Source organism: Alteribacillus bidgolensis (assembly GCF_002886255.1).
Lineage (GTDB): Bacteria > Bacillota > Bacilli > Bacillales > Marinococcaceae > Alteribacillus > Alteribacillus bidgolensis.
Genome location: NZ_KZ614149.1, coordinates 1,643,833 through 1,669,970 on the forward strand (window position 1 = coordinate 1,643,833; position 26,138 = coordinate 1,669,970).

Sequence of the window (26,138 nt, forward strand, 5' to 3'; positions counted from 1 at the left end):
TACTTTTTAAAATGTCGTTTTACATGAAGAAATCATATTCTGCGTAATCTTGCAGTGGTTGTTTGACGTGATCGCAATCGTCATGATGGAAGAAAACTACTCCATGAGGATTTCCAAACCCTTCTGACTCTTCTACTTTTCGTTGAACGGGGGTAAACATGGTGTGACGGTCAAATCCCGGGTGCTCTTCTAATTCTTGCGGCACGTGCAATTTCTCAATTTTCTCCACTCGCGGGTAAACCATTAAACTGCCTGCATGCCCTTTGAATTTGTGTTCCTTCGGGAAAAACTTATTCAGTTCATCATCGGTAGTATTTGGATCCGACACAAGAATATGGGCTTGATATGGATTGAAATTATACGTTTTTTGGATTAAATCAAAGATGTTGCCCCCTGGTATACGGTGTGCTACTTCAATAAAACTAATGGATCCATTTTCGTCTATAAAAAATTCTGGATGGATGAGACCATTTTTGATATCAAACGCTTTTATCAGAGCTTGAACGGCACCGCGAATTTTCTTTCGCTGCTTTTCTATTGGAGGAGAAGGCGGGGCCATCATCGAATAACCGAATACGATATATTCCGTGATATTCAAAAATCGGATTTTTCCGTTATGAATAAATACTTCACAAGACACCTCGACACCATCCAGATGACTTTCTAATAGACATGGAAATGTCTCCTCTTCAAGCTGGTCAGCGTCTTGTTCAGAACGAATGACACGATGTCCGACGTCACCTGCCTTATTAAATGCTTTTACGTGTATAGGATCTAATTCTTCTGCTTCTTTCAATAGCGCCTCATTTACTCGTCTTAAAAATTGTTTTACTTCCTCTTTTGTCCGTGCTTCTTCAAATACTCCTACTTTTAAGCCTCCCATTAGCGCCCGCCGTTTCATTTTTGCTTTATCACGGAACAATAAGCTGTGTTTGAAGATTTTCGGGTCATCTTGCAAACGAGCATTAATAGCGGCTGCCCATTCGACTGTATCTTCAAATAATGGAACAGCAAGCTTTACATTTTCATTTTCTAACGCATGAAACAGCTCTTCACAGTGATCACAAACTTCTTCCATTGACACACGTTTTTTATAATCTTCAAAGTCCCACGAAATATAAGGAAGATCATATTTTTTAGCGTAATCTTCCATCCCCGGCGGCCCTACGATCACAAATGGCCGTTTCATCTGGTCAATCGCCTCGATTGAAGGCAGACTCCAGCCAATTAATGCCGTTTTATAGTCAATATCCCGCTTTGTTTTGGTCATAATTTCCGCATCCCCTTTTCTTGCTATTAGTTTGACTGATTACACAATGATATTTTGACCTGTCTAGCAGCAGATTATGACTCCATTTCAAAAGAAAAAAAACTGAACTGTTATGAACAGTTCAGGCCTTTTTTATTTGGCAGGAAATTTAAAAGCTTGCCTATTCAAATGTCTATTTCCAGAATTTTTCTTCCTTTTCTTCGTTTTTATTGTTTGTATCCATTTAATGTGCTTGTCCCTTTCATGGTTACCACATTTTCTTCAGAGGCCGAGTCGAAGGTTTTGATATCTACTAAGCCATTCATCGTCCCTTTGTTTGTTTCAAACGTTAGATGTTCTTTACGGCTGTCTCGTAGACCTTTCATTAGAAAAACTCGACTTGCCGCCATGTAAAGGAAACCGCCTAAAAACGCCACGTCCTGTGGCAACGGCGGCATTAGTATGTCCTGTACGTTGGAAGACGTAGTTTTTCTTATACTTTGTTCCTTTAACAAAGTTAAACTTTCCTAAAGTATAAAAAAGCGCTGGTTTTCGACTCCATATATTTTTACTTCCCAATTTTCAGGATCATCATTTTTCACCTTAATTTCACCGGTATCAAATTGAATCTCTTCGTTTTGTTCATTAAATAGTTGGTCTACTTTCATTTTAGCACGCCTCCTATCTATTCTCTGTTGTCCTGTGTGCTTGTTCTTTTCCCTGGTGTTATGTCTCTTAAACGTGGAAGAGAAACGTTTTTATAATCATTGCTCACCCATATATTTGCAGCGTATTATGTACGATTGTCTTTTCGATGATATGTTTGTTTCTATTTTTTTCTTTGGCTAAAAAAGACACTATATTTGAAAGAAACAAAGGTGTTGTTTGTTTTTCTTTAAAAGGTCCATCAAATGGCCATGGCCCATCTGTTTCTATTAATAATTGTTCGTTTGGAATCATGGAAGCTAAAATTTGATCTCTATGGCGGTAGCAAACTTCTGGGGTAAGAGAAATGTAATAACCGGAGGCGGTTATCTGCCGGACAACTTCCGGCTGTGCTTTCAGCCAGTGAAAATGAGCGGACAGATTCGGGGTTTCTTGCTGCAAAAGCTGATATACGATTTCTGCCTTATCATGAACCGCATGCAATGCAGCCGGAAGCATGTAATCTTTTGCTGTATGCAAACATCTTTTTAAAAAATCAATATGTTGTTCAAGCGAAGTCGGAAGCTGCTCGAGTTCATAATGCGGCAGACCAATCTCTCCTATGCATGCTATTTTATCTCGCTCCTGGCATACAAGACGCTGCCATTCTTGAAAATCGGCTTCTTTGGGCAGACCTTTCTCTGGATGAAAACCAACACCAGCCAAAATGAAGTCTGAAAATTTCTCTTTTAGCTCCAGTGTTTTGTACGAAGAAGCAAGATTATTGGAAACAGCGACGACTTTTTGGATACCGGCTTCTTTCCATTTTTCTATGCTGGATTCGATGTTTTCGTATTGTTCTAAATGGATATGAGCATCTATCATGAAATACTCCTTTTTATACCCATCATAATGCAAGGAAGACAAGTTGGGAAGAGGATTTTAAGAGGAAATGTGGGTTCATTTTAAACCTAATGAATTTTTTATGCGGTATATATCTTTTTTATTTGTTCAGGTTCATCTTTTAATACGTCGTGGCTTGCTTCAAGGTTCTCTAATCAATCTTTTATGTCGCTGAATTCTTTGGCATTCTGTATTTTCATGCCGTCTATTTCTGCTTTTAATTCTTCCTGACCCGTTTTTAAGGCTGAAAGCATCTGCCCATGTTCTCGAAGGATGGTTCCATGATCTCTTAAAGTCTCCTGAATGTTGTGAAGTGCCCCTAAAATCTGCTTTTCCATTTCCATTATTTTCTCCTCCTTTCTCGACGAATGTAAAGCTATTATACCACGGGCATTCTTATTTTAGAAAACCTTAGCTTACCGCCAGATCCTGATGGCGGAAGCCTTAGTTTTTCTTATACTTTGATCCTTTAACAAAGTTAAATGTTCCTAAAGTGTAAAAAGAAATCTGACAGCGGCTGATGGAAAATGTCTACTGTTGTTAAAGAACATTCGTTCCCATATAATAGAACTATATAGAGTCTTTTTAATGGAGCGATGATGATGGAGCGGATCGTCTTTTTAGTGGATATGCAATCGTTTTATGCTAGTTTTGAAAAGGTCTGCCGCACCGATCTTGAAAATAAACCCGTTGTGGTGGCAGGAGACCCAAAAATCCGAAGCGGTGTCATCCTGGCTGCCTGCCCGACCGCTAAACAATGGGGAGTAAAAACCGCTGAAGCTCTTTGGGAAGCAGAAAATAAATGCCCGGATCTCGTTGTCATTAAACCGCGTATGCAGGCCTATTTAAATGCATCGGTTGAAATTGCCTCCGTGCTTGAAATGTTCAGCGATGAAGTCGAACCGTACAGTGTTGATGAAATTTTTGTGGAAATGACCTATTCTCTTGAACCGTTCGGGGGCAATCCCGTGAAAGCAGCAGCGCGTATGAAACGGCAGATTAAACGAATGCTCGGCGTAAACGCCCGTGTTGGCATTGGTCCGACAAAAGTACTTGCCAAGATGGCTTGTGACCATTTCGCAAAAAAAACACCAGAAGGCATTTTCACATTATCTCAAGATAATTTACAGCAGAAACTGTGGCCGCGTTCGATTGGGGATTTATTTGGTGTAGGAAAACGGATGGAGTACCACCTTCGCAATATGGGCATTCGCACGATCGGCCAGCTTGCCCGCTTTCCGCTCGAACAGATGAAAAAGCGCTGGGGCATAAATGGAGAGCTGCTTTGGCGGACGGCGTATGGATGGGACCCCTCTCCGGTAACAGTCGACACCCATATCCGCCGCAAAGGAATCGGTCATCATATGACGCTCCCCCGCGATTATTATACATGGGACGAAGTGAAAGTCGTTTTGAGGGAACTAAGTGAAGAAGTGGCGCGCCGTGCTAGGCAGAACGGCTACATGGGCACCACTGTGTCAGCCGGAGCGGGAGGCCATGATTTTGACTTCCCGGCTGGCTTTCATCGGCAGAAAAAACTGGAGGATTACACCAATGACGGAAGAGTGATCTATGATGCGGCTGCTGAGCTTTTTCATGAGCATTGGGACAAATACCCCTTACGAAGCGTAGGTATTACGCTCGACCAGCTCGCAGATGATACTTTTCGCCAGCTCAACCTGTTTCACCCCCTTCAAGACCGCGAAACTTTGAATCAAACAGTAGATAAATTAAAAGAACGTTTCGGCAGCGGCACACTCCTTTATGCTTCTTCTCTTACCGATGCAGGCCAGGCTCAGCTGCGCGCACAAAAAATCGGCGGCCATTATAAATAGTGCTTGCCCCCAGTGGTGGAAAAAACTTGGCTTCTCGCCAAATGTCCGGCGGAAGCCATTGTATTCATTACGTGAACTTTTAATCTAATTCAAACGTCTAAAAAGATTTCAAAATTTTATTTATTTTAGTATAATGAAATGAGAACATAGTCTTTTCAGATTTAACGGGAGGGGATTTTTTGAACAGAGAAGATTTAATTGCTCCAGAAAAGTACAATGTAACAAATGAATTGGAAGCGTTTACAAATGATGAGAACCGGATTGCAGTACGCTGGTTAAGTGAAGACGGCAAGAGACTGGAAGTGTCTTACGCTGAGTTAATCCGGCGAACCAATCAATACGCTAACGCACTGGCTGCAGCCGGATTTGAAAAAGGCGATCGGATTCTTATTATTCTGCCGCGCCTTCCAGAAGCCTATATGACCTACCTCGCTTGTCTAAAAGCAGGCATTGCAGCCATACCCAGTTCAGAAATGCTCCGGGCAAAAGACTTAAGTTACCGGATCAACCATTCTGGAGCAAAAGGTGTCATCGCTTATCACAACGCTACAGCGGAGACCGACAAAATAGAAGAAAGCACACCTTCTTTGCAAAAGAAATTTGTTATCGGCGGAAACCAAAGCGGCTGGGAGCCATTTGAAGAAACTGTTATGCTTCAAAGCGACCAATGCAGCGGTGAAAATACTTCCTGCGATGATATTGCTTTTCTTTCTTATACATCAGGAACGACCGGAAATCCAAAAGGGGTGGTACATACCCACGGCTGGGCTTATGCTCACGTGCGGACAGCTGCGAAAGAATGGCTCGGTGTAAGAGAAAATGATATCGTCTGGGCGACAGCAGCACCTGGCTGGCAAAAATGGATATGGAGTCCGTTTTTATCGACAATCACCCTTGGAGCTACGGCCTTTGTTTACCACGGCAAATTCGATCCGCATACGTATCTCGGCCTGCTTGAAAAAGAAAAAATACAAGTGCTCTGCTGTACTCCGACAGAATACCGGCTGATGTCAAAAGTCGATAACTTGTCTGCTTATGAGTTACCAGAACTGCGCAGCACTGTTTCTGCTGGGGAGCCGCTTAACCGTCCTGTCATAGAAGCTTTTAAAGAAGCCTTTAATGTCGATGTCCGTGACGGCTATGGCCAAACAGAAAATACGCTGCTAGTCGGTACTCTGCTCGATATGACTATAAAGCCAGGCTCAATGGGTAAACCGACGCCAGGAAATACAGTGGAAGTAGTTAATGATGAAGGACAGCCGGCAGCACCGGGAGAAGTCGGTGACATTGCTCTTCACAAAGATAGTCCGGCTCTTTTTAAAGAATACTATAAAGATCCGGAACGAACAGCCGCTGCATTTCGAGGAGACTGGTATTTGACCGGTGACCAGGCGTCTAAAGATGAGGATGGCTACCTTTGGTTCGAAGGACGCAGTGATGACATTATTATCAGTTCCGGTTATACGATTGGTCCATTTGAAGTCGAGGATGCACTCACCAAACATGATACTGTGAAAGAATGTGCCGTTGTAGCTTGTCCAGATGAAGTTCGCGGAAGTATTGTAAAAGCGTATATCGTTTTAAAAGATCCAGATAACGTTAAAAATGAGCAATCGTTAATACAAGAGCTGCAGGATCATACAAAAGCGCTCACGGCTCCTTATAAATACCCGCGCAGTATTGAATTTATCGAGGTGCTCCCAAAGACAACTTCCGGAAAAATCCGCCGCGTCGAACTTCGTCAAAAGGAATTACAACGGTGATAAAATATCTGAGTGCTAACCTCACATACGTAAAGGGAAACAAAATCTAGCTATTTCATTTTCAAATAAGGAGCTTAGGATCCTAATTCCAAGCTCCTTTTACTGTGGGGATATAGTTGTCCAGCAATGACTTAATTCCATATATCCATATATTTTTTCTTGTATTTCTTCATCAACCGTTTCAATCAACTCCATGACTGTTTGTTACATTTCTTCACCCTCTAGAAGTCATATGTTTTGAATGAATCATTCAGCACTCTTTTTCCAGGATCACTTTTAGCTAAATCAGCCAGGCCATTAACGCTCTTGTTTATCCTTTTAGAGTTTTCAAATTCCTTTTTCATCTCCCAATTCACTTTTTTACCACCTCCGTACACAATGAATGCGGCATAGGTTCTTTTGAGACCTCTCAGAAAGATTGCTGCAATTTCTTCTATTCCAGTAACGTCCTTCAACAGACCAATAAATAGCTGGCTGGAGAACATACCCATGTATGGCTGTTCATTCTCGTATAAATTACTCACGCACCTCAGTTACGGAATTTGGAGATAAGCCTCTCCCATATCCCTTTAGGTTTATGTACCGCTTCTTCTAAACGTTTATTAAAATCATTTTGTGAACGCCATTCTATTTGCTGTTCGTCCCGCATATTTTGTATTTCTTTTAGCAAGAATTCACTTTTTTGTTTTTCTTGCTTCAACAAGGTTTCGTAATGCTTATTTTGTTGTTCCGTTATTTTATCCATTTTAGCTTGAGCTTTTTGAGCTGCATTTCCAACGCCAGAGCTTATAACATGATGATCTTGCTGGAGCTTAGAAACTGTTGTTTTAAGCTGGGACATATCGTTTTTCAGTTGAACATTCATTTCCCGTGTGGCTGCTAGTTCATTGGCTAAGACCTTTAATAAATCTTTAACTTGATTGGGATCCTGAGAGGACATATCATATGTATCAGATATCGCAAGGTCTGTTTCATTGAATCCTTCTAATCTTTTTTTCTGTTGATAGGCAAGGTCTTTAGCTGTTATATCTATGGGCTTTTCCGTATCACGTATGACAATAATAGCTTCGATGTCGGATCGAACAAAGATACGCCTATCACCGTCTTTAAAAAACTCATATCCATTCCGCTCTAAGGCTTGACCGTATTTTCGAACAGTTGTTGTTGCAATTCCTACTTCTTCTGCAACTTCCTTTGTGGAGAAAGCTCGTTCATTTGGTTGTATATCGTATCTCATACCGAACCCCCTTTTCTGTCAAATATGAAGGTTCTTGTATGAATTTTCAAGGTAAATTCGCCCAGTGATACGAAACATAAAAAAGAGCCAAACAGCCCATTGCGTAAGGAATTCAATTAAGTATAACGCTTGTTTTTGAGGCTCAATTCCCATTTCTGCAAACGAAGGATTTTGGCTCTATATATTAGAAAAACTTGACTTGCCTCCAAGTCAAATGGCGGAAGTCTTAGTTTTGCTCCAAAGTTAAACATTCCTAAAGTACAAGCAAAGTCACAGTTCATCACTTTTGGCTTAAGTATTCATTTTTTGGATCCAATGAATAAACGTATCCATTGATTGACCAAGCGCTTTTCTTGTTTTTTCATCTGTAAGGTTTCCGGCTTTGTCTAGTTTGTTTTGAATGCCGCCAATATACAGCTCGGGCTGCTGCAGCACAAGCGCTCCAGCCGCTGTTAAGGTTTGCTTCACTTGTGCTTGAGCAAAAGCCGTACCTAGCGGAGAAGGAGAAGCACCTAAAACGAAGGCTGGCTTATTGTCCAGCACATTTTGGTTTGTTACACTCGCTGCCCAGTCAAGAGCATTTTTTAATACACCTGGAACCCCGTGGCTGTATTCAGGCGTCACAATCACCAATCCATCTGCTTTTTCGACTGCTTCTTTAAAATTCATGACTGTTTCGGGATCACCGTTCACTTCAAGATCTCCGTTAAATAGCGGTATATGTTTCAAATCATATATCGAAAAATCGACTGCATCCGGACGTTGTTCAGCCATGTGCCTTAATATTATTTTATTAAAAGAATCTTTTCGCAAGCTGCCAGCTATCCCTATCATTTTCAATTGCTGCATTTTGTTATCACCTCGTTTTTATTAATTGCTGCTCATTCTCTAAATACCCCTGACCTTTTTTATCCAAACAAAAAAGAAACACAAGCACTGTCAGTTGCGTTGGGGACGATCTTGTTTATGTTATTGTGCCTAATGCAAAAAGAGATAACCTTTCCATATCTCCACTTTTGGACTTTAAAAAAGTTTTTCTTTGTTTGGCAAGCCAAGTTTTGAGATTTTTTTGTTCACATCGTTATTAGTCTGATATACTGAAAATATCTTCCATATTATCAGAATACTACTAATATTAGTGCTATTCCTCCCCGATTCTTAAAAAATAAAAGGGGATGTAATAGAAAAAACAAACATAGGAGGGATTTTTATTGAATGTAAATGAGATTTTAGACATGATAAGCGGTTTTGTATGGGGGCCTCCTTTTCTTATTTTATTAGTTGGTACTGGGGTCTATTTAACATTTCGCTTAACTTTTTTACAGTTTAAAACGCTGCCTTATGCTTTAAAACTGGTTTTCACTAAAAATCAAGATAAGAAGTCTGAAGGAGATATTTCCCACTTTCAATCACTAATGACAGCGCTCGCGGCCACAGTCGGAACTGGTAACATTGCCGGGGTTGCCACCGCCGTTGTAGTCGGTGGACCTGGGGCTGTATTTTGGATGTGGATTTCAGCAATATTTGGGATGGCGACCAAATATGCCGAAGCGATTCTCGCTGTTAAGTATCGTACTAAAGATGAACGCGGCGAGATGGCGGGCGGTCCAATGTACTACATTGAAAGAGGACTTGGCTGGAAATGGCTGGCCGTATTATTTGCCATTTTTGCGGCTGTTGCTTCTTTTGGTATTGGTAACACGGTACAATCCAATTCTGTGGCAGATGTGCTACAGGAAAACTGGAGTTTCCCGTATTGGGCAACTGGTATCATACTTATGATTTTAACCGGAATTGTTATTATTGGCGGAATCAAATCCATCGGACGAGTCGTAGCATTCATCGTCCCGATTATGGCCGTTTTCTATGTTATAGGAGGCCTTATTCTTATTCTTTTTAATTTCGATCTTGTTCCATCTGCTGTGAGCTTAATTTTCACCGATGCCTTTACTGGGCAGGCCGTAGCTGGCGGTGCTATTGGTGCTGTCATTCAAATGGGTGTGGCTCGCGGTGTATTTTCAAACGAAGCAGGGCTTGGTTCGGCTCCGATTGCTGCAGCGTCCGCCCGTACCGATTATCCAGGCCGGCAAGCATTAGTATCGATGACCCAGGTGTTTATCGATACGATTATTATCTGTTCCATCACTGGGATAGCGCTTGTGATGGGAGAACTTTATTTGGACGCAAATTCTGATGTAGACGGGGCTGCCTTGACATCGGCAACCTTTGAAATGTTTTTAGGGCCTGTTGGTGCCTTTATCGTTTCGATCGGCCTTGTTTTCTTTGCCTACTCTACCATGCTTGGCTGGTCTTACTACGGAGAGCGCTGTATTTATTATTTGACGAAGAAACCTTCTTCTATTATGGTTTATCGGATAATCTTTGTTGCTGCAATTTTCTTTGGCGCCATATTAGAGCTTGATACGGTATGGGCAGTAGCTGACATAATGAACGGCTTGATGGCTGCACCAAACCTAATTGGACTGCTCGGCCTATCCGGCATTGTTGCTGCTGAAACCGCGTTTTTCTTACAGAAAAAAAGAGAAGAAGAACGCAAATTATAACACAGGCTTTGCTCATGGGCTGCCCCAAACGAGGGGCAGCTCTTTTTTCATGTAGCAGCGGATACTTGTACCGTTATATCCCTAATTATCCGTTTATTTTAACAACCTTTGTCCGTAACCCTTCATAACTTTTTCGGAGGTCTTCTGAACGAGTTTAAGAAGAACAAGAGCGGGATATAACAGACACTAGATAAGAAACAGCAAAAGGAGGATGCGCACGTGAAAACATTTCTATTTTCCATCATAGTAAGTTTTGCCCTTTTCCTTGGAGCTTGCGGCACAGTGGAAGAGGAGCAAACAGCAGAAGAGAACGACAACGGAGCAGATGTTACCGAGGAAGAGCCCGAAACAGAAGATAATCATGAAGAAGAAGATACAGAAAAAGATGCAGAAAAAGATGAAGAAAGCAAGGAAGAAGAAGGCTCAGAAACGGATTTAGCAAGTGGTATAGAAGAAGTTCAATCAAACCTTGATAGTTTAAATAAAACAGTAGAAAACGCTTCTGATAATCTAGAAAACATTCACGCTGAAGGAGAAGAGTTAGAGGAAAACTGGGATGTTATTGAAGATCAAGTAGGTGAAAAATACCCAGATGATTATACTAATATCGAAAAAAGTCTTTATCCGTTAATAGATGAAGCAAAAGGAGAAGAGCCGGGTACAGACACTATCCAAGAACTGATAAAAGAAACACAAGACAAATTAGAAGAATTTCTTACTAAAGTAGAAAAAGAATAATCTAAAATCTCTGTAAGGATCAGCCTTTTTTCCTTACAGAGATTTTTCTGTTTGTTTGAACGGTGTAGAAAGACTCGGCTTGCCGCCATGTAAAGGAAACCGCCTAGTTAAAGGAACTTCTACTAAAAACGCACACGTCGACGCATAGGATGTGCTAATGTCGTGGTGTTTTTGGCGACGAGTGTGCAACGTAGAAGTCACCACATCCAGTGGAAGTACGTCCTGTACGTTGGAAGACATCGTTTTTCTTATACTTTGATCCTTTAACAAAATTAAACATTCCTAAAGTACAAAGAAACTCTAATCCCTTAAAAGTTCACCAGAGCTTTTACAAGCTAACTAAATGATCGGGTTTTTCTCCTCGCAGCCCTTGAAGAATGTGATTGGCTGTCATTTCAGCCATTTTCCATCTAGTATTCTCACTGGCGCTGCCAATATGCGGAAGAGCTGTCACATTTGGAAGCGACAACAATCGATGATCGGCTGAAATCGGTTCGTTTTCAAATACGTCAAGCCCTGCTCCGCGAATATCACCATTTTTTAATGCTTCAAACAATGCCTCTTCATCCACTGTACCGCCGCGGGAGGAATTAATGAAAATTGCCGTATTTTTCATTTTTTGAAAAGCTTCCCGGTTCATCATATGGTGTGTCTCGTTGGTATATGGCGTCATCACACAGACAAAATCAGATGTTTCTAGCAATTCATCCAATTCTACGTAACGTGCGCCGATTTCTTTTTCTGTTTCTGGTTTTCTAGAACGATTATGATAAACGATATCCATGTCAAAACCAGTTCCTCGCTTTGCTACAGCTTCTCCTATTCTGCCCATTCCGATAATTCCAAGCCTGGCTTGGTGAATATCTTGTCCAGTTAAAAAGAAAGGAGCCCACGCCCCCCATTCATTGTTTTTAATCACTTCTATTCCTTCTGGAATCCTTCTCGCTGCTGCCATTAAGAGAGCAAATGTCAGGTCGGCAGTCGTTTCCGATAACACTCCTGGAGTATGAGCTATTTGGATGTTTCTTGCAGCAGCAGCTTCTACGTCAATATTATTAAACCCTACGGCCATAGTGGCTATAATTTTTAAGTTTTCTGCTTGATTTATATTTTCTTTATTAACTGGATCTGAAATCGTGCAAAACAGAGCATCAGCTGTTTGCAACTCTTTTTCTAGTACTTCTTCTGGAACTGGTTCTTCTTCTTTTTCCCACATCCCAACATCGCATTCTGCTTCTAATTTTTCAACGATAGATGCTGGCATTTTTCGTGTCATGTACACATAGGGTTTTGTCATGCTTATTCCCTCTCTTTCTAAGCGGTTTCCACTCCATTATAGCATAGCAAACATACCATCCCTGTAATGGAATGCCATGCATCACATTTATATTTTAAATTTATTTACTTCTTCTTGAAGTTCTTGTGCCATACGACTTAATTCCTCAGATGAGCTTGACACCTCTTCCATAGCGGCAAGCTGCTCCTCAGCACCTGCAGCAACATTTCGGGCATTTCCTGCAGTAGATTCGGCTACATGGTTCATATCTTCCACGGCATGAAACACTTTCGCTGAGTTAGCTGACATTTGACTGGACACTCCGGAGACGTTCTCTATATGCTGGGCGATTTCTTGAACCGACATAAGAATAGTTTCAAAAGCGCTTCCGGCTCGTTCAATAACGGTCACCCCTTCTTTTGCTTCTGACTGTCCTCGGCTCATTTTTTCTACGGCTTTTTCCGTTTCTTCTTGAATCGTCTCAATTAAACCAGTGATCTTATCTGCTGACTGTTTTGATTCTTCGGCAAGTTTTCGTACTTCATCAGCAACCACCGCAAATCCTTTACCGTGTTCTCCTGCTCGGGCTGCTTCAATAGCTGCATTCAAAGCGAGCAGATTTGTTTGTTCCGAAATATTTGTGATGGTTTCGATGATAGAACCAATTTCTGTAGACCGGTCTCCAAGCTGTTTAACAATTTCTGCTGTTTCCTGTACTTCTGAATTAATGACACCCATTTGCTCTGACGAACGCTTAATCTCATTGTTTCCGCTTTCAGCAGCTTCTTCTGTTTCCTTTGACTTTTTTGTAACCTCATTTATAGACCCTGAAACTTTTTCGATGTCTCCTGAAAGCTGCTCCATAGCCTTCATGCTTTGTTTGGAGTTAGACATTGCTGTTTCTGAAGAATTCGCTACTTCTTGAATCGTACTTGAAATTTCATTCGTGGAAGCAGACGTTTCTTCTGAACTTGCTGACAACTGTTCAGACGTAGATGCGACCTGCTCTGCCGCTTCTCGGGTAGATCCTATCAGACTTCTTAAGTTATCTGCCATGTGATTAAAATTAGCGGAGAGCTGACCAATTTCATCCTTGGATTTTACTTTAATGTGATCTGCTGTTAAATCTCCATTCGATAAATGATTTGCTTTCTCAGAAACTTCTTTAATCGGACGAGACATTCTGTTTGCGATTACAACAGCAACCACTACTCCTAATAACGTGACACCAACTCCTATAATAACACTGAGCGAAGATATAAAACCTGCTTGATTATTCAGCGCGGCTGCATTGTTATCGACACTTGCCTGCTCTTCTTCGATCAATTCTTGCAGGTCATTTTTGATATAAGTGCCAAGCGGAGTTAATTGCGTACTCATGATAGACTCGGCAGCTTTCATTTTACCCTCATCATAACTTTGAAAAGCATCTTCTTCGGTACGCTGTTCAAAAACTTGGCTCCTTTGTAAAATATTATCTAATCTTTCATCATTAACCATGTTCTGCAATTGTTCCTCAATTGCTCTAGCTTCCTCTGAGTACTCATCAAAACTTTCCCGGTATTCCAATTTTCCAGTTAAAATGTAAGACAAGGCTAAAGAATTTCGCTCCGTAAGGTTATAAGCCAGCTCCTTATAAGCGGAAATTTTAGAAAAGTCCTCTTCTACCACTTGATTAATTTGATTATTGGTATCGTTTACAAAATAAAAAACAATACCGGTAAATACTAGCAAGAGTGCCAGTATAATTGAAAAACCTCCAATTAATTTTGCACGAATAGACTTCATGAACACCAACCTTCCTATTTTGTTAATTAAAAGGGACTTTAGAACTATATTTTCATCATGATATTACGTTTTCATTTACTTATATCGGCATTTTATTAAAAATGTTAAGAAAAATGTTTTAAAAAACTTGGCTAATCGCCAAGTTACTATGTCTAAAGACTCAGTTCCCCTTATACTTTGTTCCTTTAACAACCTTAAACTTTCTTAAAGAAAAAAATTAAGTCTTTTTACTCAAGCTCATCATTGGGGTTTTCTTTTTGTCATTTTTTTTCTACTCTATAAAGAGGGAATTCGACATTCCTCCCGAAAACGTTACTTGGGCATTAATTTAGAAACAGCTAAAACAAAACCAGGAGGCATTCAACATGGACTACAGAATTGAAAAAGATACGCTTGGAGAAATGAAAGTACCGGCAGATAAACATTGGGCAGCTCAAACCCAGCGAAGCCTGGAAAACTTCAAAATAGGTAAAGAAGTTATGCCAATTGAAGTTGTTCATGCGTTTGCGATTCTAAAAAGGTCAGCAGCTCTTGCTAACAAACGTCTTGGCAAAATTGAAGCAGAAAAAGCTGATGCGATTGCAGCAGCAGCAGATGAAGTATTAAGCGGCAATTTAGATGAGCATTTTCCTCTTGTTGTCTGGCAGACAGGAAGCGGTACGCAGTCCAACATGAATATGAATGAAGTTTTAGCTCGCCGGGCAACCGAAATTTTAAAAGAAAAAGGAGAAGACCTCACCATTCACCCAAATGATGATGTCAACCGCTCCCAAAGCTCAAACGATACGTTCCCTACCGCTATGCATATTGCAGCCGTCGAAAAAGTAGAAAATGATGTGCTGCCGGCTATTGACATACTTAAAAACACGTTAAAAGAAAAGCAAGAAGCATTTGATGATGTCATTAAAATCGGGCGTACTCACCTTCAAGATGCGACACCTCTCACGCTCGGACAAGAGATCAGCGGATGGCACCGCATGCTTGAAAAAAGCAGTGACATAATTAAACAAAGCATTGATCATGTCAAAGACCTGGCCATTGGCGGAACTGCTGTTGGTACTGGTATTAATGCTCATCCTAAATTTGGTGAATACGTAGCAGAAGAAATCAGCACCGTAACGGAAAAAACGTTCCGTTCTGCGCCGAACAAATTTCACTCTTTAACAAGCCATGATGAGATTAATTATGCTCATGGTGCTCTAAAAGGACTGGCTGCTGACTTGATGAAGATTGCCAATGACGTACGCTGGCTTTCAAGCGGTCCTCGCTCCGGACTTAGTGAAATTACGATTCCTGCTAATGAGCCAGGCAGCTCCATCATGCCGGGAAAAGTCAACCCTACTCAGTCAGAAGCTTTGACGATGGTTGCTTCTCAAGTCATGGGAAATGATGCAACCATTGGTTTTGCAGCCAGCCAGGGGAATTTTGAATTAAACGTGTTCAAGCCAGTAATTATTTATAACTTCCTGCAGTCTTCTTATTTACTGGCTGATGCGATGATTTCCTTTAACGATAAGTGCGCTGTCGGCATTGAGCCAAATCATGAAAAAATTGAAGAGCATTTGCGCAATTCATTAATGCTCGTAACTGCTCTTAACCCTCATATTGGATATGAAAATGCAGCAAAGATCGCCAAAACGGCTCATGAAAAAGGCCAAACCCTAAAAGAAGCAGCGCTTGAAAGCGGATTGTTAACCGAGGAACAATTTGAAGAAGTTGTGGATCCATCTAAAATGGTTTCCCCCAAAGAATAAACAAATAGCTTAACCGCCGATGTACTTACATTTCTTATTATAAACAAAAGCTGACCGGGCTTTCTCTTCCCGTGTCAGCTTTTTTTATACTAAAGGTAAGTTTATATTTGTTAAAGGAGCAAAGTATACCAACGTACAGGACGTACTAATGCCGCCGTTGCCACAGGATGTGGTGACTCCTACGCTGCACACTCGTCGCCAAAAACGCCACGTCCTGTGGCATTGGCGACATTAGCACATCATATCTGACGACGTGTGCGTTTTTAGCAGAAGTTCCTTTAACTTAGGCGGTTTCCTTTACACGGCGGCAAGCCGAGTGTTTCTCGAAAGGTAAGAAAGTATAAAAAGTTTGGCGTTTTCCATGTCTAGCTTCAGCGCCCAGCCGCTCGAGGTTCAATAACCTCCAGTCATAAAAGTCAAAAAACGACTTTTTTGCCTGAAGAACATTGACTTGTCGCGGGCTCCCAGGATGGGAGTCAGTTCGGCGTTGTCACAGGACGTACTTCCACAGGACGTGTGCGTTTTTAGTAGAAGTTCCTTAGCCTTAGTCGAACTTCCTTTTTTCAGGGCGCTTCCCGCTTTTCTTATATTAAGAAGATGCGCTAAGCTTCATCGTATGTATAGCGCACCACATATTTATTCGTTTTTAACTTACGGATTTCTACAAATGGACCAATTTCATAGCCATTATGCCAGTTTTCCTCCAGCTTTGCTTTCAAGCATCCAGCCTGAAATTTGGAGCGAAATGTTTGTTTCCAATAGATCCAGCGTGGTTTATATGCCATCACACTATCTCCTACTCCTTTTTATTTGTTTCCTTACTATTTTATCCCATTTCTATAAAAAAATCACGGCTTGTGCGTATTTTTTATAAGAAGAACTCGACTTATCACCGAGTAAGTGAAACCTCCTAAGTTAAAGGAACTTCTGCTACAGTCGCGAACATCCTGTTCCGGACATAGACGTCACATTGCGGTTTGTGGGAACAGCGGGCGGCATTAGTACATCCTGTACGTTGAATCCCGTCGTTTACTTATACTGTCCATAACACATGTAAAAAGAGGCCTCGTTTCCGATTCAGTAATGGGAGAGAAAATGTAACATGTTTTGTTGAAACAAGCGATATGGAAAAAAATGGTTGTTTACATTCTTGATGATAGGCATTTTCATCAATTCTTAATTCTCAGGCTAGTCTCTTATTTGATTGGCTTACTGAAGTATTCTGCTCAATAGTTGAAGAAGCGACAGTTGTTCAGCTATTGCTCCCCGTTACTTTAAGTACATTTCTTCACAAACAAATAACATCATAGCCATTTTATCTCTAGCCATGATGTTTGGTTTATATCTTTAAAATTCCTAGCATTATGAATTTTTATACCAACTTTCTAACTTTACAATTCTCCCACTATTTACATAATTAAATTAATCAAAAATCTGATTTGATGGACATGGAAGCCCCCCTCTATTTAACTGTCCGATTGTAGAATAGTGTGATACTATTTAACCAGGCTTTTTGCTGTTAAATAAGAAAAGTACTCATCCTTTAATCTACTTGATGAGTACTTATCCATTTTTTGATAGATTTTACAATATTCACCTCGTGTGTTCCAAGATTGAATTTATTGTAACATGACTTTTTTAACTTTTTTAGCCCTACCTATTGACTGATATTGCTTAACACTATTCAAAGGATCGTTTATCTTCGTTAGACTAATTTTGTATAAAAACTTTAGAAGCTTAAGGTAATAAATGATTGCTCTTTAAAACTGAATCTAAATGGTCAACTAATATTCTGCTTTCCTAACTTCGCCTGCTTACAAATTTCTAGGTGATCCAATTTATTTCCTTCCCTCCAGATTCTGGCACAATAAATAAGGACGCTTTCTATTATGAACTGCACTCCAATTGTTAGACACTAACAACTGGAGGTGCAGTTCAATTACGGAAAAGCGCCTATTGTTGAAGATCGGTTATTAGACAAGCTTTATTGCAGAAAAGATGGAATAACGAGAAAATTCCAATTGACCAGTACAAGATGCTTATTTATTTCTGTTGATCATAGATCTTGTTAATTCTATAAATGCAGCAACTGCTGGAGAAACATCATTAAGGTTCGGCAGGGCCAATCCTATCGTTCGAAAGGACTCCTCCTTTAACTCAATCGAGTTCAGATTATTATTTCCGTGCATCACTATTTCTGGAACGATGCTTATACCTAGGTTTTTTTGTACCATAGCGATAATCGTTTGATTATCTGCAATTTCACAATAAACGTTAGGCTTAAGATTAGCTTTTTTAAAAAGTTCCTTTATCAATTCATCACATCCCGCTTTTGGCATGATAATGGGATGAGATGCTATTTCCTGAATACTTATCTTTTTTTTGTTTGTAAAGGGATGAGCACTGGGCAAAATAACATGAAGATGATCGTCAAATAATGGAATAAAATCCAGGTTCTCGGCATCATTATTAGTCAGAAAACTAACATCAATGATATTGGATGATACCATTTGTTTGAGTTCATTGTATCCACCCTCGTAAAATTCAACTTGTATTTTAGGATACTCAGACTGAAATTTTTCTAAAATGGAAGGTAATAAGTATGCCGCGACACTTGGAAATGTACCAATTCTAATTACACCAACTTCCAAACCATTTAATAGGCCCGCCTCTTGTTTCATTTTTTCTGAAAGATTCAGTGTTTGTCTTATAAATTCAATGATTCTCTCCCCTTCCGAAGTTAGCGAAACTCCTGATCGCCCCCTCTTCAAAAGTGTAAGTTCAAGCTCAGATTCTAGCCCCCTGACCGCATGGCTGATAGCTGATTGGGTTAATCCAAGCTTTTCTCCAGCTTTCGTAAAGCTTCCCGAATCGATAACCGTCTTAAAAATCTCATATTGAAGTAATGTCATTAAAACCAACCCCAAACATTAATTTAATTCATACTTATTATTATAAACATTCATTTGATTAATGTAAAACGGTAACATATGATGAGAGAGAAAGGAGGTAATTACATGAAACGAAATGGATTTATTCTCTTTTTAGTCATTCTAACTCTTACAGGATATTTTACTATCACCGCAGGCAGTAAAATGGAGTTAGAAAATAACAATAATAAAACACCGATTCATGTAAGTCCTTTAGCCCCATAAAAAAACACAAATTGAGGAGGATATATATGAAAACATTAAAGTATTCATTAGTCGATGTATTCACTACAAAACCTTTTGGAGGAAATCAATTAGCTGTGTTTGAGGAAGGTGCAAACCTAACCCCTGATCTCATGCAGCAGATTGCCAGAGAATTAAATTTATCTGAAACGGTATTTATCCAACCGCCGAGTGATCCTACAAAAGAAAAAAGTTTAAGAATATTCACTCCACAAGTTGAACTACCGATGGCTGGCCACCCGACAATCGGCGCTGCATATATAATGGCTGAGAAAGGCATGATTGAAACTAAAACAGGTAAAAGTGAGTGGGTATTTGAAGAAGGTGTTGGTGATGTTCCTGTAACAGTGCATAAAGATCATGATCTTATATCAAAAGTAGAGATGGAACAACCATTACCCGTTTTTGGAGATCGATATAGAGAAACGGAGATTGTAGCAAAACTGTTGTCTCTATCCATTAATGACATAGATCCTATCTTGCCGATTCAAACTGTTTCATCAGGCGTACCTTTTTTGTATGTCCCCATACGATCTCTAGCCTCGATGAAAAAGATTAACTTTCGCACTGATGTATGGGAGAAGCATTTTAGTGTTAATCAACATACGAAACATATATTTGCATTTACAACAGAAACAGAAGAACCAACTTCTACCGTTCATAGCAGAATGTTCGCACCTGCAATGGGGATATCAGAAGATCCTGCAACTGGAGCAGCAAGCGGTCCCTTAGGAGCTTATTTAGTAAAGCATGGGGTGATCCCTCCTTCTGATAACGAGACTTATATAATTAGAAATGAACAAGGAATTGAAATGGGCAGACCTAGTTATATAGATATAACCCTAATGAAAGAAGGAAGTGAAATTAAGGAGGTGAAAATCGGCGGGAAATCTATAATCATCGGTTCTGGACAGATTTTCTTATAGTTCACACTATAGAAGTAATCAAATTCAGCAGTATCTCGTGGCAAGACGCATTAACCTTGGGTTATATATACCTTAAGAACAAAAAAATCATAACAACTAACATAAAAAAGGGTAGCGCCAATATTCTAAATATGTTGGGACTACCCGCTTTTATCTTTTATTTCATTAACAAACTCAATTAAAAATCATTTCTATTAAGAGGATTTCTTTAAATCTTTATTCCATTAAATGGCCCTTTCGTATTATAAGGTCAGCCATTTCATTTATATTTTCTGGTTGACCTATTTTTTATAGGTTTTATTCTGTAGGTAGCCGGGGTAGGACGTTCGCGCCCGTGGGACATTGATCCCGTCCGTAATACTGTCCACCCCCTACTTGTAGAAACATGTTTGAGGCTGGTTGGGACGAAGAAAAAGATTCAAGTGATCTTGGGATTAACTTTTATTTTTAAATGGAAACAGCCTCCCCAGATACTCGATGACCTTCAACTACTCATTTCGTTCTTTAATAAAACGAATAAACGAATCATGATTTGCTGTTTTCATTTGAATAATTAAAAACGCTGTATAAGGCAGCCCTAATTTCATTTCATCGATTATTAGGGAGTAGGCTTTAATTACACCACTTTCCTCAAGTTTTTTAATACGATTCCCTACTGCTTGCCCTGTCATATGAATTTGTGCTCCTAAGTCTTTCCATTGAATACGTGAGTTTTTTCTGTTAGCAACCGGAGGATCTGAAAATCAATGTTATCAAGTTCCATAATAAAACCCTATCACCGTGAAATTATTTATATAAAAGTGTTTCATCAAGCTATCGATAAAAATCAAGATATTATTTACCATTTTATTATAATAAAATTTCTTAATGAGGTGAAAAGAATGAGCACAGCTTTAATCATTGTAGATATTCAAAATGACTATTTTCCAAACGGAAAGATGGAATTAAGCAATCCTGTAAAAGCAGCCGATAATGCAGGTGAAATTCTCGAATGGTTTAGACAGAATAACGAAGATAATATTTTTCATGTCCAGCATATTTCGAATGATGAAGGGATAGGCTTCTTTCTTCCAAATACTGAGGGAGTAAAAATAAATCAGGCTGTATTACCAATAGAACAAGAAAGTATTATCATAAAACATACACCTAACAGCTTCTTCAAGACTGAATTAGAAAGCAAATTAAAAGACAAAGGAGTAACCAAGCTAGTGATTGTAGGTATGATGACACATATCTGTATTGATGCAACAGTCAGAGCTGCAGTGGAGCTAGGCTTTGAAACTACACTTATTGAAGATGCATGTGCGACAAGGGACTTATCTTATCAAGATAAGGTCGTTCCAGCAGAACAGGTTCATTATGCGTTTGTCAGCGCACTTAAAAGTATGTATGCCAATGTAATTTCTACCGAGGATTTCCTGCAACAAAAAGCTAACACAATTTTGTAGAATCAACAATTAATTACAAGTTGGAGTTTGGTTTAAAAAACAAGCTCCCTTTTTTACTGTCTGTTTAAACTAATAAATATCCATATTTTACTAATCTGCTCGTTAATCGAATAAGAACTTATTGCTTTTCAACGTCTAGGGTTTTATAGAAGTCATCAACATGATAGCCAGTGGTTATTTTACTTGAAGCCCTAGCCCCGTAATCGTTCCACCAGTTGCTATTATTTTAATTGTTAACTTCCTTTTTATTGCAATCTCTCCTGCACCTTTCATCCCATCCAGCTGCTGTCTTAGGCCAGGATCATGGATTAGTATATTAGCCAGCTTCCAGCTCCCATCGCCATGTTTATCATTCTCAAAAACATAGGAAAGCAGTTATTTTGATTTAATTCCTGCGCCACAAAGAGGTACGATTATTTTTTCCTCTGGTTCTTTCTTATATTTTAAGTAGCCAGCATAGTTTACCGCTGATGTCACTTCCACATAAAATCCTTTCTCACTAAGTTTAGCTCGCGCACTCAGGATTTCATCTTCCTCAATGTCAATAAACTCACCATTGGTATTGCGTACAGCTTCTAAAATTTGCGGGGAACGCGCTGGTGCTGCAATGGCTATCCCTTCTGCTAAAGTACCTTTATTCTTAACTGGTTCAGCTGATAGCTCCCCATTGTTGAAAGCATCCACAAGAGGGGCACAGTTTGCCGCTTGGATGGCAATAATTTTCGGCATTTTTTCAATTAATCCATTTGCAAATAACTCTTTAAATCCATAGTATGCACCGAGTAAAAGCGTACCGTTACCAACAGGAATAATTAAAGTATCCGGTGCCCCATTTAATTCCTCGTAAATTTCGTAGGCATATGTTTTCGTTCCTTCATAAAAATAAGGATTATATACATGACTTGCGTAAAAAACTTCTTCCTCTTTTACCGCATGTTGGGCAGCTGCTGCAATATCTTCTCGCGTCCCGTGAATTTGTTTAATATTGGCACCATGAGCTTTTACTTGAGCAATTTTTTTGGGAGACGTTTCATCACTTAGATAAATATCGCAAGCAATATTACAACGCGCAGCGTAGGCGGCAATTGCAGTTCCAGCATTTCCGCTGCTATCTGCAATGACTTTTGAGATTCCTATTTCTTTTGCCTTTGTTATTAAAACCGCTGCCCCGCGGTCTTTAAATGATAACGTAGGCATCATATAATCAACTTTTACATACGTATTTGACTCAAGAGGGTCTGGAACAATTAAAGGTGTTTGACCTTCCCCCATTGTTACCTGTTCCCATGTTTTTGATTCTTTTTGGAATGGCATGGTTTCTAAGTAACGCCATAATGAATTCGGATAGTGATTCCAGGATGCTACATCTATTTTAGGAATATCTTTTACTACATTTAATACACCACCACACGTACATATCCATATAGTGGGCGTAATATCATGCTTTTTTCCACAACTGTTGCAAATATATTGTTCCATCCTTTTTCAACCCCTTAAATATTTTTATATAAACGATGCAAAAAAACATAGCTAAATACACGCAATTGCATCAATTTCAATTTTAAATCCAAAATGTAATTCATTTGTCGGCACGACCGTGCGAGCCGGTTTATGCTCTCCAAAAAATGCTTTATAAACAGCATCTACTTTTTCCCATAATTTCACATTTGGAATATATATGGTCATACGTAATATTTGCTCTTTTTTGCTTCCAGCTGCTTCTACAATCATTTCCACATTTTTAAGTGCTTGCAATGTTTCGTCTTCAATGGCACCAAATTTTCTTTCGCGAGTTTCTCGATCAATTGCAAATTGCCCTGAAACATAGACTGTGTCATTATGAATGGTTGCTAGTGCATAATGGCCATTTGATTTTAAGTTCCCTACTTCAAAAATGCTTTTCATTTTCTTCTCCTTAACTTGATTTATTTTTGATTTCATCTAAATAACTATAAACGGTGACCTTGGAAATTCCTAATAAAGCTGCGACCTTGTCAATAGAGCTTTTCATTGAAAAAATACCTTTTTCATCCATAAATCGGATCAATTCAATCTTTTCATGGCGTTTCATAGCTAGATGAACACTATTTTGAATAATTTGATGGATCAGTCCATCAACTATTTCTTCCACATTTTCAATCTCAGGACCTGATTGTTCTTCATTCTCTTCCACTACAACTGATGTTGTAAGGAATGTATTCATAAACTGCTGCATTTGATGGAATGGTTCAACATCAAAATTGATACAGAAAGCACCAATCACTTTCTGATTGGAATCACGAATTAACGTTGTGGAAGAACGAATGGTACGCTTATCTTCTGTAACAAATGTATATCCTGCAAGATAATCTTCTTTAAAGTCTTTCGATCGTAATACCGTATTCACGAGATGATCAAAGGGATGGCCAACTTTTCTGCCCGTTACATGATTATTTACTGTAAAAATGACAGATGCTTGTGGATTTGTTAAATCGTGAATAACAATTTCACAATGATGCCCAAACATTTTAGCAGTAGATTTTGCTAAAGGAATGTACCTCTCCAATATTTGCTTACTTTCTTCCATGTCTCTCTACCTCAAATCTTAATTTATATAATTTTTTATACAAAAATTACGATCTACCTTTTTTGATAGTGATAAGAATTACTTCAACTAACCTGGATTGTTGGTGATAGAATATATAAATTTTTATTGATTTTTCATCATTTCATATATAATTTTCTACAAAAACACCTTAAAAATGGATTATATAGATTTTTTTATATACATTCAAGTTTATTAAGGTCAATGCTTCTCCTTTCATTCATTTATAGGAGGAATAGAATAAAATGAATATGTACGCCCTTGAAACTCCAGCCCTGTTAATTGATAAAAAAATAATGTTAGATAACCTTCGATTTCTGCAAGAGTATGCCAATAAACATAACGTGAATTTAAGACCACACACAAAAACTTATAAAATGCCTAAATTAACTAAGTTACAAGAAGAGATAGGCGCAGTTGGAATTACTATAGCCAAGGTGGGAGAAGATGAAGTTGGCTAAAAGGGGATTACAGGATATTTTTATTGCGAATGAAATCGTTGGAAAATCAAAAATTAATCGAATTAAATCATTATCTAAGACGATTAAACCTAAAATCGTAGGTTTGCAGGCAAAAAAAGAAGACCAAACCTAATTTAGATTTGGCCTGAAGATAATAATGTTATTTATTTTCTCTCCTTAAACTAAACCTTAATTTCCAAGAGCCCTCTTTTTTCGTTATCATCTATAATATTTTTATCAGCCAATTAATTCTTCGTCTTCTCGTTTTTTAATTTGATCCTTTCTTCTATTCTCTTCTTTGTCTCTCATTCTATGCGCTAATCTAGCAGATGCGCTTGAAGCAATACTAGCTACGAGATCATCCATAAACGTGTGCACTTCCTCTTTTTTTTCATCCAGCCGTTTTATAACTCCATGTTTTTCTTTATCTAAATATCCAAATGTCGTCACCGCAATGCTGCCAAACCCGAATACAGACCCAAGCGCAATCGTTTCATCTACGCCAAAAAGACCTTCATCGGTATCCACTAAAGATTGCAAAGGTTCTGACAACATATTTTTTTCTGCTAACTTATCTAATTCGACTCCCACAAGGATGGCGTGCTGGATTTCTCTTTTGCAAAGAACAGCATCTGCACTCTCATAGCAATCTTCTTTTGTTAAATTAGGGGCGTATTTTACTTGCATTTCATAAACGATATCAGCGATATCTTTAATCTCAACGCCTCTTTCTTTTAATGCTTTACGAGCAGCATCTTCAACTACATCACAAGGTACAGGTTTTTTCATAGTAAAAGCCTCCTCTTATTCCCATTCTATCATATGCGTGGAATATTTGTTTCATTTCTCCATGTGATACAATAATGATTAGTTTGATATTTATTACTATATGTGAAGATCTACGTATTCGATATTACCGTGCGGAAAGGAAGATAAACATCGTGAACGGTAAAGTGACATCCCTGCAATTTAAAAGTGACCATTTACGCCATACTTTTGAGCTTCCAGTATACCTGCCGCCCAATTATAGTCCTTTATATACATATCATTTGGCCATTGCCCAAGATGGCAGAGATTATTTCCAGCTCGGCCGGATCGGACGAAAAATGGAAGCGGCTATGGAAGAAGGAGCAAGAGACACTATAGTCGTCGGCGTTCCATATCCTTCTGTAGAAATCCGAAGAAAATGGTATCATCCAGGTAATGAAGCACACCATACTTATCTGCAGTTTATGGTAAAAGAACTACTGCCCTTTTTGGAAGAGACATACTCTACCTGGCGGCTCGCTCACGGACGAATGTTAATGGGTGATTCATTAGGAGCTTCTATCTCTTTAGTTGCTGCTCTTTCCTACCCTAACTCGTTTTCAAGAGTAATGATGCATTCCCCTTACGTCGATGAGAATGTTTTACATTTAGTGGAAGAAAATAAAGAATGGAATTGTTTTGATATTTATCATACGATTGGCACCGAAGAAACGGAAGTAAAAACAACGAATGACAGCATAGAAGATTTTCTTACTCCAAACCGCCGCTTGCATGAAATCTTTAAAAAAGGAACAGCCCGTTATTTTTATAACGAATTTGAAGGAGGCCACTTCTGGAAATACTGGGAAAAAGATATCCCTCAAGCTCTTCGATTTATGTTTGATATTTAAATAAAACGGGAATAAACATAAAGTATTTTATTTAAAATCGAGGTTGTCCCATAAATCGGGGCGGCTAAATTTTTTAATTAACTTCAGCTGAAATACACGTAAACTCCAGCGGGAAAAGCAAAGATAAAGGAACTTC

The 26,138-nt window shown here is 39.1% G+C and carries 26 protein-coding genes and 1 pseudogene; 10 read left to right on the forward strand and 17 right to left on the reverse strand.

Annotated elements, in window-relative coordinates; all coding sequences use genetic code 11:
• Window positions 1-19 precede the first annotated feature (19 nt).
• The 5 genes from CEF16_RS08315 to CEF16_RS08330 form a co-directional block, all read right to left on the reverse strand.
• Window positions 20-1,270 carry an ATP-grasp domain-containing protein gene (locus CEF16_RS08315; RefSeq protein WP_091585042.1) on the reverse strand — a complete coding sequence of 417 codons (1,251 nt, stop codon included), beginning with the start codon at window positions 1,268-1,270 and terminating at the stop codon, window positions 20-22.
• A 206-nt stretch (window positions 1,271-1,476) separates the two neighbouring features.
• A complete protein-coding gene (locus CEF16_RS23235) occupies window positions 1,477-1,659 on the reverse strand; it encodes a hypothetical protein (RefSeq protein WP_139185950.1) in 183 nt (60 codons plus the stop codon).
• A gap of 117 nt (window positions 1,660-1,776) precedes the next feature.
• Window positions 1,777-1,917: a hypothetical protein gene (locus CEF16_RS23670; protein WP_170031721.1), complete on the reverse strand. Its 141-nt coding sequence runs from the start codon at window positions 1,915-1,917 to the stop codon at window positions 1,777-1,779.
• A gap of 103 nt (window positions 1,918-2,020) precedes the next feature.
• A complete protein-coding gene (locus tag CEF16_RS08325) occupies window positions 2,021-2,779 on the reverse strand; it encodes a TatD family hydrolase (protein ID WP_091585038.1) in 759 nt (252 codons plus the stop codon).
• 173 nt (window positions 2,780-2,952) lie between these two features.
• Complete coding sequence (locus CEF16_RS08330) at window positions 2,953-3,141, reverse strand: hypothetical protein (protein WP_091585036.1); 189 nt, start codon at window positions 3,139-3,141, stop codon at window positions 2,953-2,955.
• A gap of 255 nt (window positions 3,142-3,396) precedes the next feature.
• On the opposite strand from CEF16_RS08330, the gene CEF16_RS08335 reads away from it, so the two are divergent.
• Window positions 3,397-4,632 carry a DNA polymerase IV gene (locus CEF16_RS08335; protein WP_091585034.1) on the forward strand — a complete coding sequence of 412 codons (1,236 nt, stop codon included), beginning with the start codon at window positions 3,397-3,399 and terminating at the stop codon, window positions 4,630-4,632.
• A gap of 179 nt (window positions 4,633-4,811) precedes the next feature.
• A complete protein-coding gene (gene mbcS / locus CEF16_RS08340) occupies window positions 4,812-6,395 on the forward strand; it encodes an acyl-CoA synthetase MbcS (protein WP_091585032.1) in 1,584 nt (527 codons plus the stop codon).
• 221 nt (window positions 6,396-6,616) lie between these two features.
• Here mbcS and CEF16_RS08345 read toward each other — a convergent pair whose 3' ends face one another.
• From CEF16_RS08345 to CEF16_RS08355, 3 genes are all read right to left on the reverse strand, one after another.
• Entirely contained in the window at window positions 6,617-6,919 is a 303-nt protein-coding gene (locus CEF16_RS08345; RefSeq protein WP_091585030.1) for a hypothetical protein, read from the reverse strand.
• Between the two features lie 5 nt (window positions 6,920-6,924).
• Window positions 6,925-7,632, reverse strand: a complete 708-nt coding sequence (locus CEF16_RS08350) for a helix-turn-helix transcriptional regulator (RefSeq protein WP_091585029.1) — start codon at window positions 7,630-7,632, stop codon at window positions 6,925-6,927.
• Between the two features lie 291 nt (window positions 7,633-7,923).
• Window positions 7,924-8,481, reverse strand: coding sequence for an NADPH-dependent FMN reductase (locus CEF16_RS08355; protein WP_091585026.1), 558 nt, complete (start codon window positions 8,479-8,481; stop codon window positions 7,924-7,926).
• A gap of 386 nt (window positions 8,482-8,867) precedes the next feature.
• Here CEF16_RS08355 and CEF16_RS08360 point away from each other — a divergent pair, with 386 nt between their 5' ends.
• Both CEF16_RS08360 and CEF16_RS08365 read left to right on the forward strand, forming a co-directional pair.
• Window positions 8,868-10,196 (forward strand): alanine/glycine:cation symporter family protein, encoded by a 1,329-nt coding sequence (locus CEF16_RS08360; RefSeq protein ID WP_091585328.1) that lies wholly within the window; start codon window positions 8,868-8,870, stop codon window positions 10,194-10,196.
• 219 nt (window positions 10,197-10,415) lie between these two features.
• Entirely contained in the window at window positions 10,416-10,934 is a 519-nt protein-coding gene (locus CEF16_RS08365; RefSeq protein WP_091585024.1) for a hypothetical protein, read from the forward strand.
• A 328-nt stretch (window positions 10,935-11,262) separates the two neighbouring features.
• Here CEF16_RS08365 and CEF16_RS08370 read toward each other — a convergent pair whose 3' ends face one another.
• Together CEF16_RS08370 and CEF16_RS08375 are read right to left on the reverse strand one after the other, a co-directional pair.
• Complete coding sequence (locus CEF16_RS08370; RefSeq protein WP_091585022.1) at window positions 11,263-12,231, reverse strand: 2-hydroxyacid dehydrogenase; 969 nt, start codon at window positions 12,229-12,231, stop codon at window positions 11,263-11,265.
• An 87-nt stretch (window positions 12,232-12,318) separates the two neighbouring features.
• Window positions 12,319-13,998, reverse strand: a complete 1,680-nt coding sequence (locus tag CEF16_RS08375; protein WP_091585020.1) for a methyl-accepting chemotaxis protein — start codon at window positions 13,996-13,998, stop codon at window positions 12,319-12,321.
• A 365-nt stretch (window positions 13,999-14,363) separates the two neighbouring features.
• Here CEF16_RS08375 and fumC point away from each other — a divergent pair, with 365 nt between their 5' ends.
• Window positions 14,364-15,752, forward strand: coding sequence for a class II fumarate hydratase (fumC, locus tag CEF16_RS08380; RefSeq protein WP_091585018.1), 1,389 nt, complete (start codon window positions 14,364-14,366; stop codon window positions 15,750-15,752).
• 602 nt (window positions 15,753-16,354) lie between these two features.
• On the opposite strand, the gene CEF16_RS08385 is transcribed toward fumC, so the two are convergent.
• Both CEF16_RS08385 and CEF16_RS08390 read right to left on the reverse strand, forming a co-directional pair.
• Window positions 16,355-16,537, reverse strand: coding sequence for a hypothetical protein (locus CEF16_RS08385; protein WP_091273397.1), 183 nt, complete (start codon window positions 16,535-16,537; stop codon window positions 16,355-16,357).
• A gap of 1,254 nt (window positions 16,538-17,791) precedes the next feature.
• Window positions 17,792-18,664: a LysR substrate-binding domain-containing protein gene (locus CEF16_RS08390; protein ID WP_091585015.1), complete on the reverse strand. Its 873-nt coding sequence runs from the start codon at window positions 18,662-18,664 to the stop codon at window positions 17,792-17,794.
• A 105-nt stretch (window positions 18,665-18,769) separates the two neighbouring features.
• Between CEF16_RS08390 and CEF16_RS23675 the strand changes: the two genes are divergently transcribed.
• Both CEF16_RS23675 and CEF16_RS08395 read left to right on the forward strand, forming a co-directional pair.
• Window positions 18,770-18,907, forward strand: coding sequence for a hypothetical protein (locus tag CEF16_RS23675; protein ID WP_170031724.1), 138 nt, complete (start codon window positions 18,770-18,772; stop codon window positions 18,905-18,907).
• Window positions 18,908-18,933: 26 nt separating this feature from the next.
• A complete protein-coding gene (locus CEF16_RS08395; RefSeq protein ID WP_091585013.1) occupies window positions 18,934-19,851 on the forward strand; it encodes a PhzF family phenazine biosynthesis protein in 918 nt (305 codons plus the stop codon).
• 488 nt (window positions 19,852-20,339) lie between these two features.
• On the opposite strand, the gene CEF16_RS24830 is transcribed toward CEF16_RS08395, so the two are convergent.
• The gene (locus CEF16_RS24830) at window positions 20,340-20,555 is read right to left on the reverse strand and encodes an Lrp/AsnC family transcriptional regulator (protein ID WP_483860546.1); all 216 of its coding nucleotides are present in this window, start codon (window positions 20,553-20,555) and stop codon (window positions 20,340-20,342) included.
• 177 nt (window positions 20,556-20,732) lie between these two features.
• Between CEF16_RS24830 and CEF16_RS08405 the strand changes: the two genes are divergently transcribed.
• The gene (locus tag CEF16_RS08405; protein ID WP_091585011.1) at window positions 20,733-21,299 is read left to right on the forward strand and encodes a cysteine hydrolase family protein; all 567 of its coding nucleotides are present in this window, start codon (window positions 20,733-20,735) and stop codon (window positions 21,297-21,299) included.
• 375 nt (window positions 21,300-21,674) lie between these two features.
• Here CEF16_RS08405 and CEF16_RS08410 read toward each other — a convergent pair whose 3' ends face one another.
• Genes CEF16_RS08410 through CEF16_RS08420 form a run of 3 tightly spaced genes read right to left on the reverse strand, consistent with a single transcriptional unit; the run spans window position 21,675 to window position 23,865 of the window.
• Entirely contained in the window at window positions 21,675-22,778 is a 1,104-nt protein-coding gene (locus tag CEF16_RS08410) for a threonine synthase (protein WP_091585009.1), read from the reverse strand.
• Window positions 22,779-22,829: 51 nt separating this feature from the next.
• Window positions 22,830-23,204 (reverse strand): RidA family protein, encoded by a 375-nt coding sequence (locus CEF16_RS08415; RefSeq protein WP_091585007.1) that lies wholly within the window; start codon window positions 23,202-23,204, stop codon window positions 22,830-22,832.
• 10 nt (window positions 23,205-23,214) lie between these two features.
• Window positions 23,215-23,865 (reverse strand): helix-turn-helix transcriptional regulator, encoded by a 651-nt coding sequence (locus CEF16_RS08420; RefSeq protein WP_091585006.1) that lies wholly within the window; start codon window positions 23,863-23,865, stop codon window positions 23,215-23,217.
• Between the two features lie 263 nt (window positions 23,866-24,128).
• Between CEF16_RS08420 and CEF16_RS08425 the strand changes: the two are divergent.
• Window positions 24,129-24,429: pseudogene (locus CEF16_RS08425) on the forward strand (D-TA family PLP-dependent enzyme); the annotation flags it as partial.
• A 152-nt stretch (window positions 24,430-24,581) separates the two neighbouring features.
• Here CEF16_RS08425 and CEF16_RS08430 read toward each other — a convergent pair.
• Window positions 24,582-25,133, reverse strand: coding sequence for a phosphatidylglycerophosphatase A family protein (locus CEF16_RS08430; protein WP_091585004.1), 552 nt, complete (start codon window positions 25,131-25,133; stop codon window positions 24,582-24,584).
• A 152-nt stretch (window positions 25,134-25,285) separates the two neighbouring features.
• On the opposite strand from CEF16_RS08430, the gene CEF16_RS08435 reads away from it, so the two are divergent.
• The gene (locus CEF16_RS08435; RefSeq protein WP_245917805.1) at window positions 25,286-26,002 is read left to right on the forward strand and encodes an alpha/beta hydrolase; all 717 of its coding nucleotides are present in this window, start codon (window positions 25,286-25,288) and stop codon (window positions 26,000-26,002) included.
• The last annotated feature ends 136 nt before the right edge of the window (window positions 26,003-26,138 follow it).

Coding starts and splice junctions, on each gene's coding strand:
- CEF16_RS08315 (WP_091585042.1), bottom strand. CDS start 1,270: ATGACCAAAACAAAGCGGGATATTGACTATAAAACGGCATTAATTGGC.
- CEF16_RS23235 (WP_139185950.1), bottom strand. CDS start 1,659: ATGGCGGCAAGTCGAGTTTTTCTAATGAAAGGTCTACGAGACAGCCGT.
- CEF16_RS23670 (WP_170031721.1), bottom strand. CDS start 1,917: ATGAAAGTAGACCAACTATTTAATGAACAAAACGAAGAGATTCAATTT.
- CEF16_RS08325 (WP_091585038.1), bottom strand. CDS start 2,779: ATGATAGATGCTCATATCCATTTAGAACAATACGAAAACATCGAATCC.
- CEF16_RS08330 (WP_091585036.1), bottom strand. CDS start 3,141: ATGGAAATGGAAAAGCAGATTTTAGGGGCACTTCACAACATTCAGGAG.
- CEF16_RS08335 (WP_091585034.1), top strand. CDS start 3,397: ATGATGGAGCGGATCGTCTTTTTAGTGGATATGCAATCGTTTTATGCT.
- CEF16_RS08350 (WP_091585029.1), bottom strand. CDS start 7,632: ATGAGATACGATATACAACCAAATGAACGAGCTTTCTCCACAAAGGAA.
- CEF16_RS08355 (WP_091585026.1), bottom strand. CDS start 8,481: ATGCAGCAATTGAAAATGATAGGGATAGCTGGCAGCTTGCGAAAAGAT.
- CEF16_RS08360 (WP_091585328.1), top strand. CDS start 8,868: ATGATAAGCGGTTTTGTATGGGGGCCTCCTTTTCTTATTTTATTAGTT.
- CEF16_RS08370 (WP_091585022.1), bottom strand. CDS start 12,231: ATGACAAAACCCTATGTGTACATGACACGAAAAATGCCAGCATCTATC.
- CEF16_RS08375 (WP_091585020.1), bottom strand. CDS start 13,998: ATGAAGTCTATTCGTGCAAAATTAATTGGAGGTTTTTCAATTATACTG.
- fumC (WP_091585018.1), top strand. CDS start 14,364: ATGGACTACAGAATTGAAAAAGATACGCTTGGAGAAATGAAAGTACCG.
- CEF16_RS08385 (WP_091273397.1), bottom strand. CDS start 16,537: ATGGCATATAAACCACGCTGGATCTATTGGAAACAAACATTTCGCTCC.
- CEF16_RS08390 (WP_091585015.1), bottom strand. CDS start 18,664: ATGACATTACTTCAATATGAGATTTTTAAGACGGTTATCGATTCGGGA.
- CEF16_RS23675 (WP_170031724.1), top strand. CDS start 18,770: ATGAAACGAAATGGATTTATTCTCTTTTTAGTCATTCTAACTCTTACA.
- CEF16_RS08395 (WP_091585013.1), top strand. CDS start 18,934: ATGAAAACATTAAAGTATTCATTAGTCGATGTATTCACTACAAAACCT.
- CEF16_RS08405 (WP_091585011.1), top strand. CDS start 20,733: ATGAGCACAGCTTTAATCATTGTAGATATTCAAAATGACTATTTTCCA.
- CEF16_RS08410 (WP_091585009.1), bottom strand. CDS start 22,778: ATGGAACAATATATTTGCAACAGTTGTGGAAAAAAGCATGATATTACG.
- CEF16_RS08415 (WP_091585007.1), bottom strand. CDS start 23,204: ATGAAAAGCATTTTTGAAGTAGGGAACTTAAAATCAAATGGCCATTAT.
- CEF16_RS08420 (WP_091585006.1), bottom strand. CDS start 23,865: ATGGAAGAAAGTAAGCAAATATTGGAGAGGTACATTCCTTTAGCAAAA.
- CEF16_RS08430 (WP_091585004.1), bottom strand. CDS start 25,133: ATGAAAAAACCTGTACCTTGTGATGTAGTTGAAGATGCTGCTCGTAAA.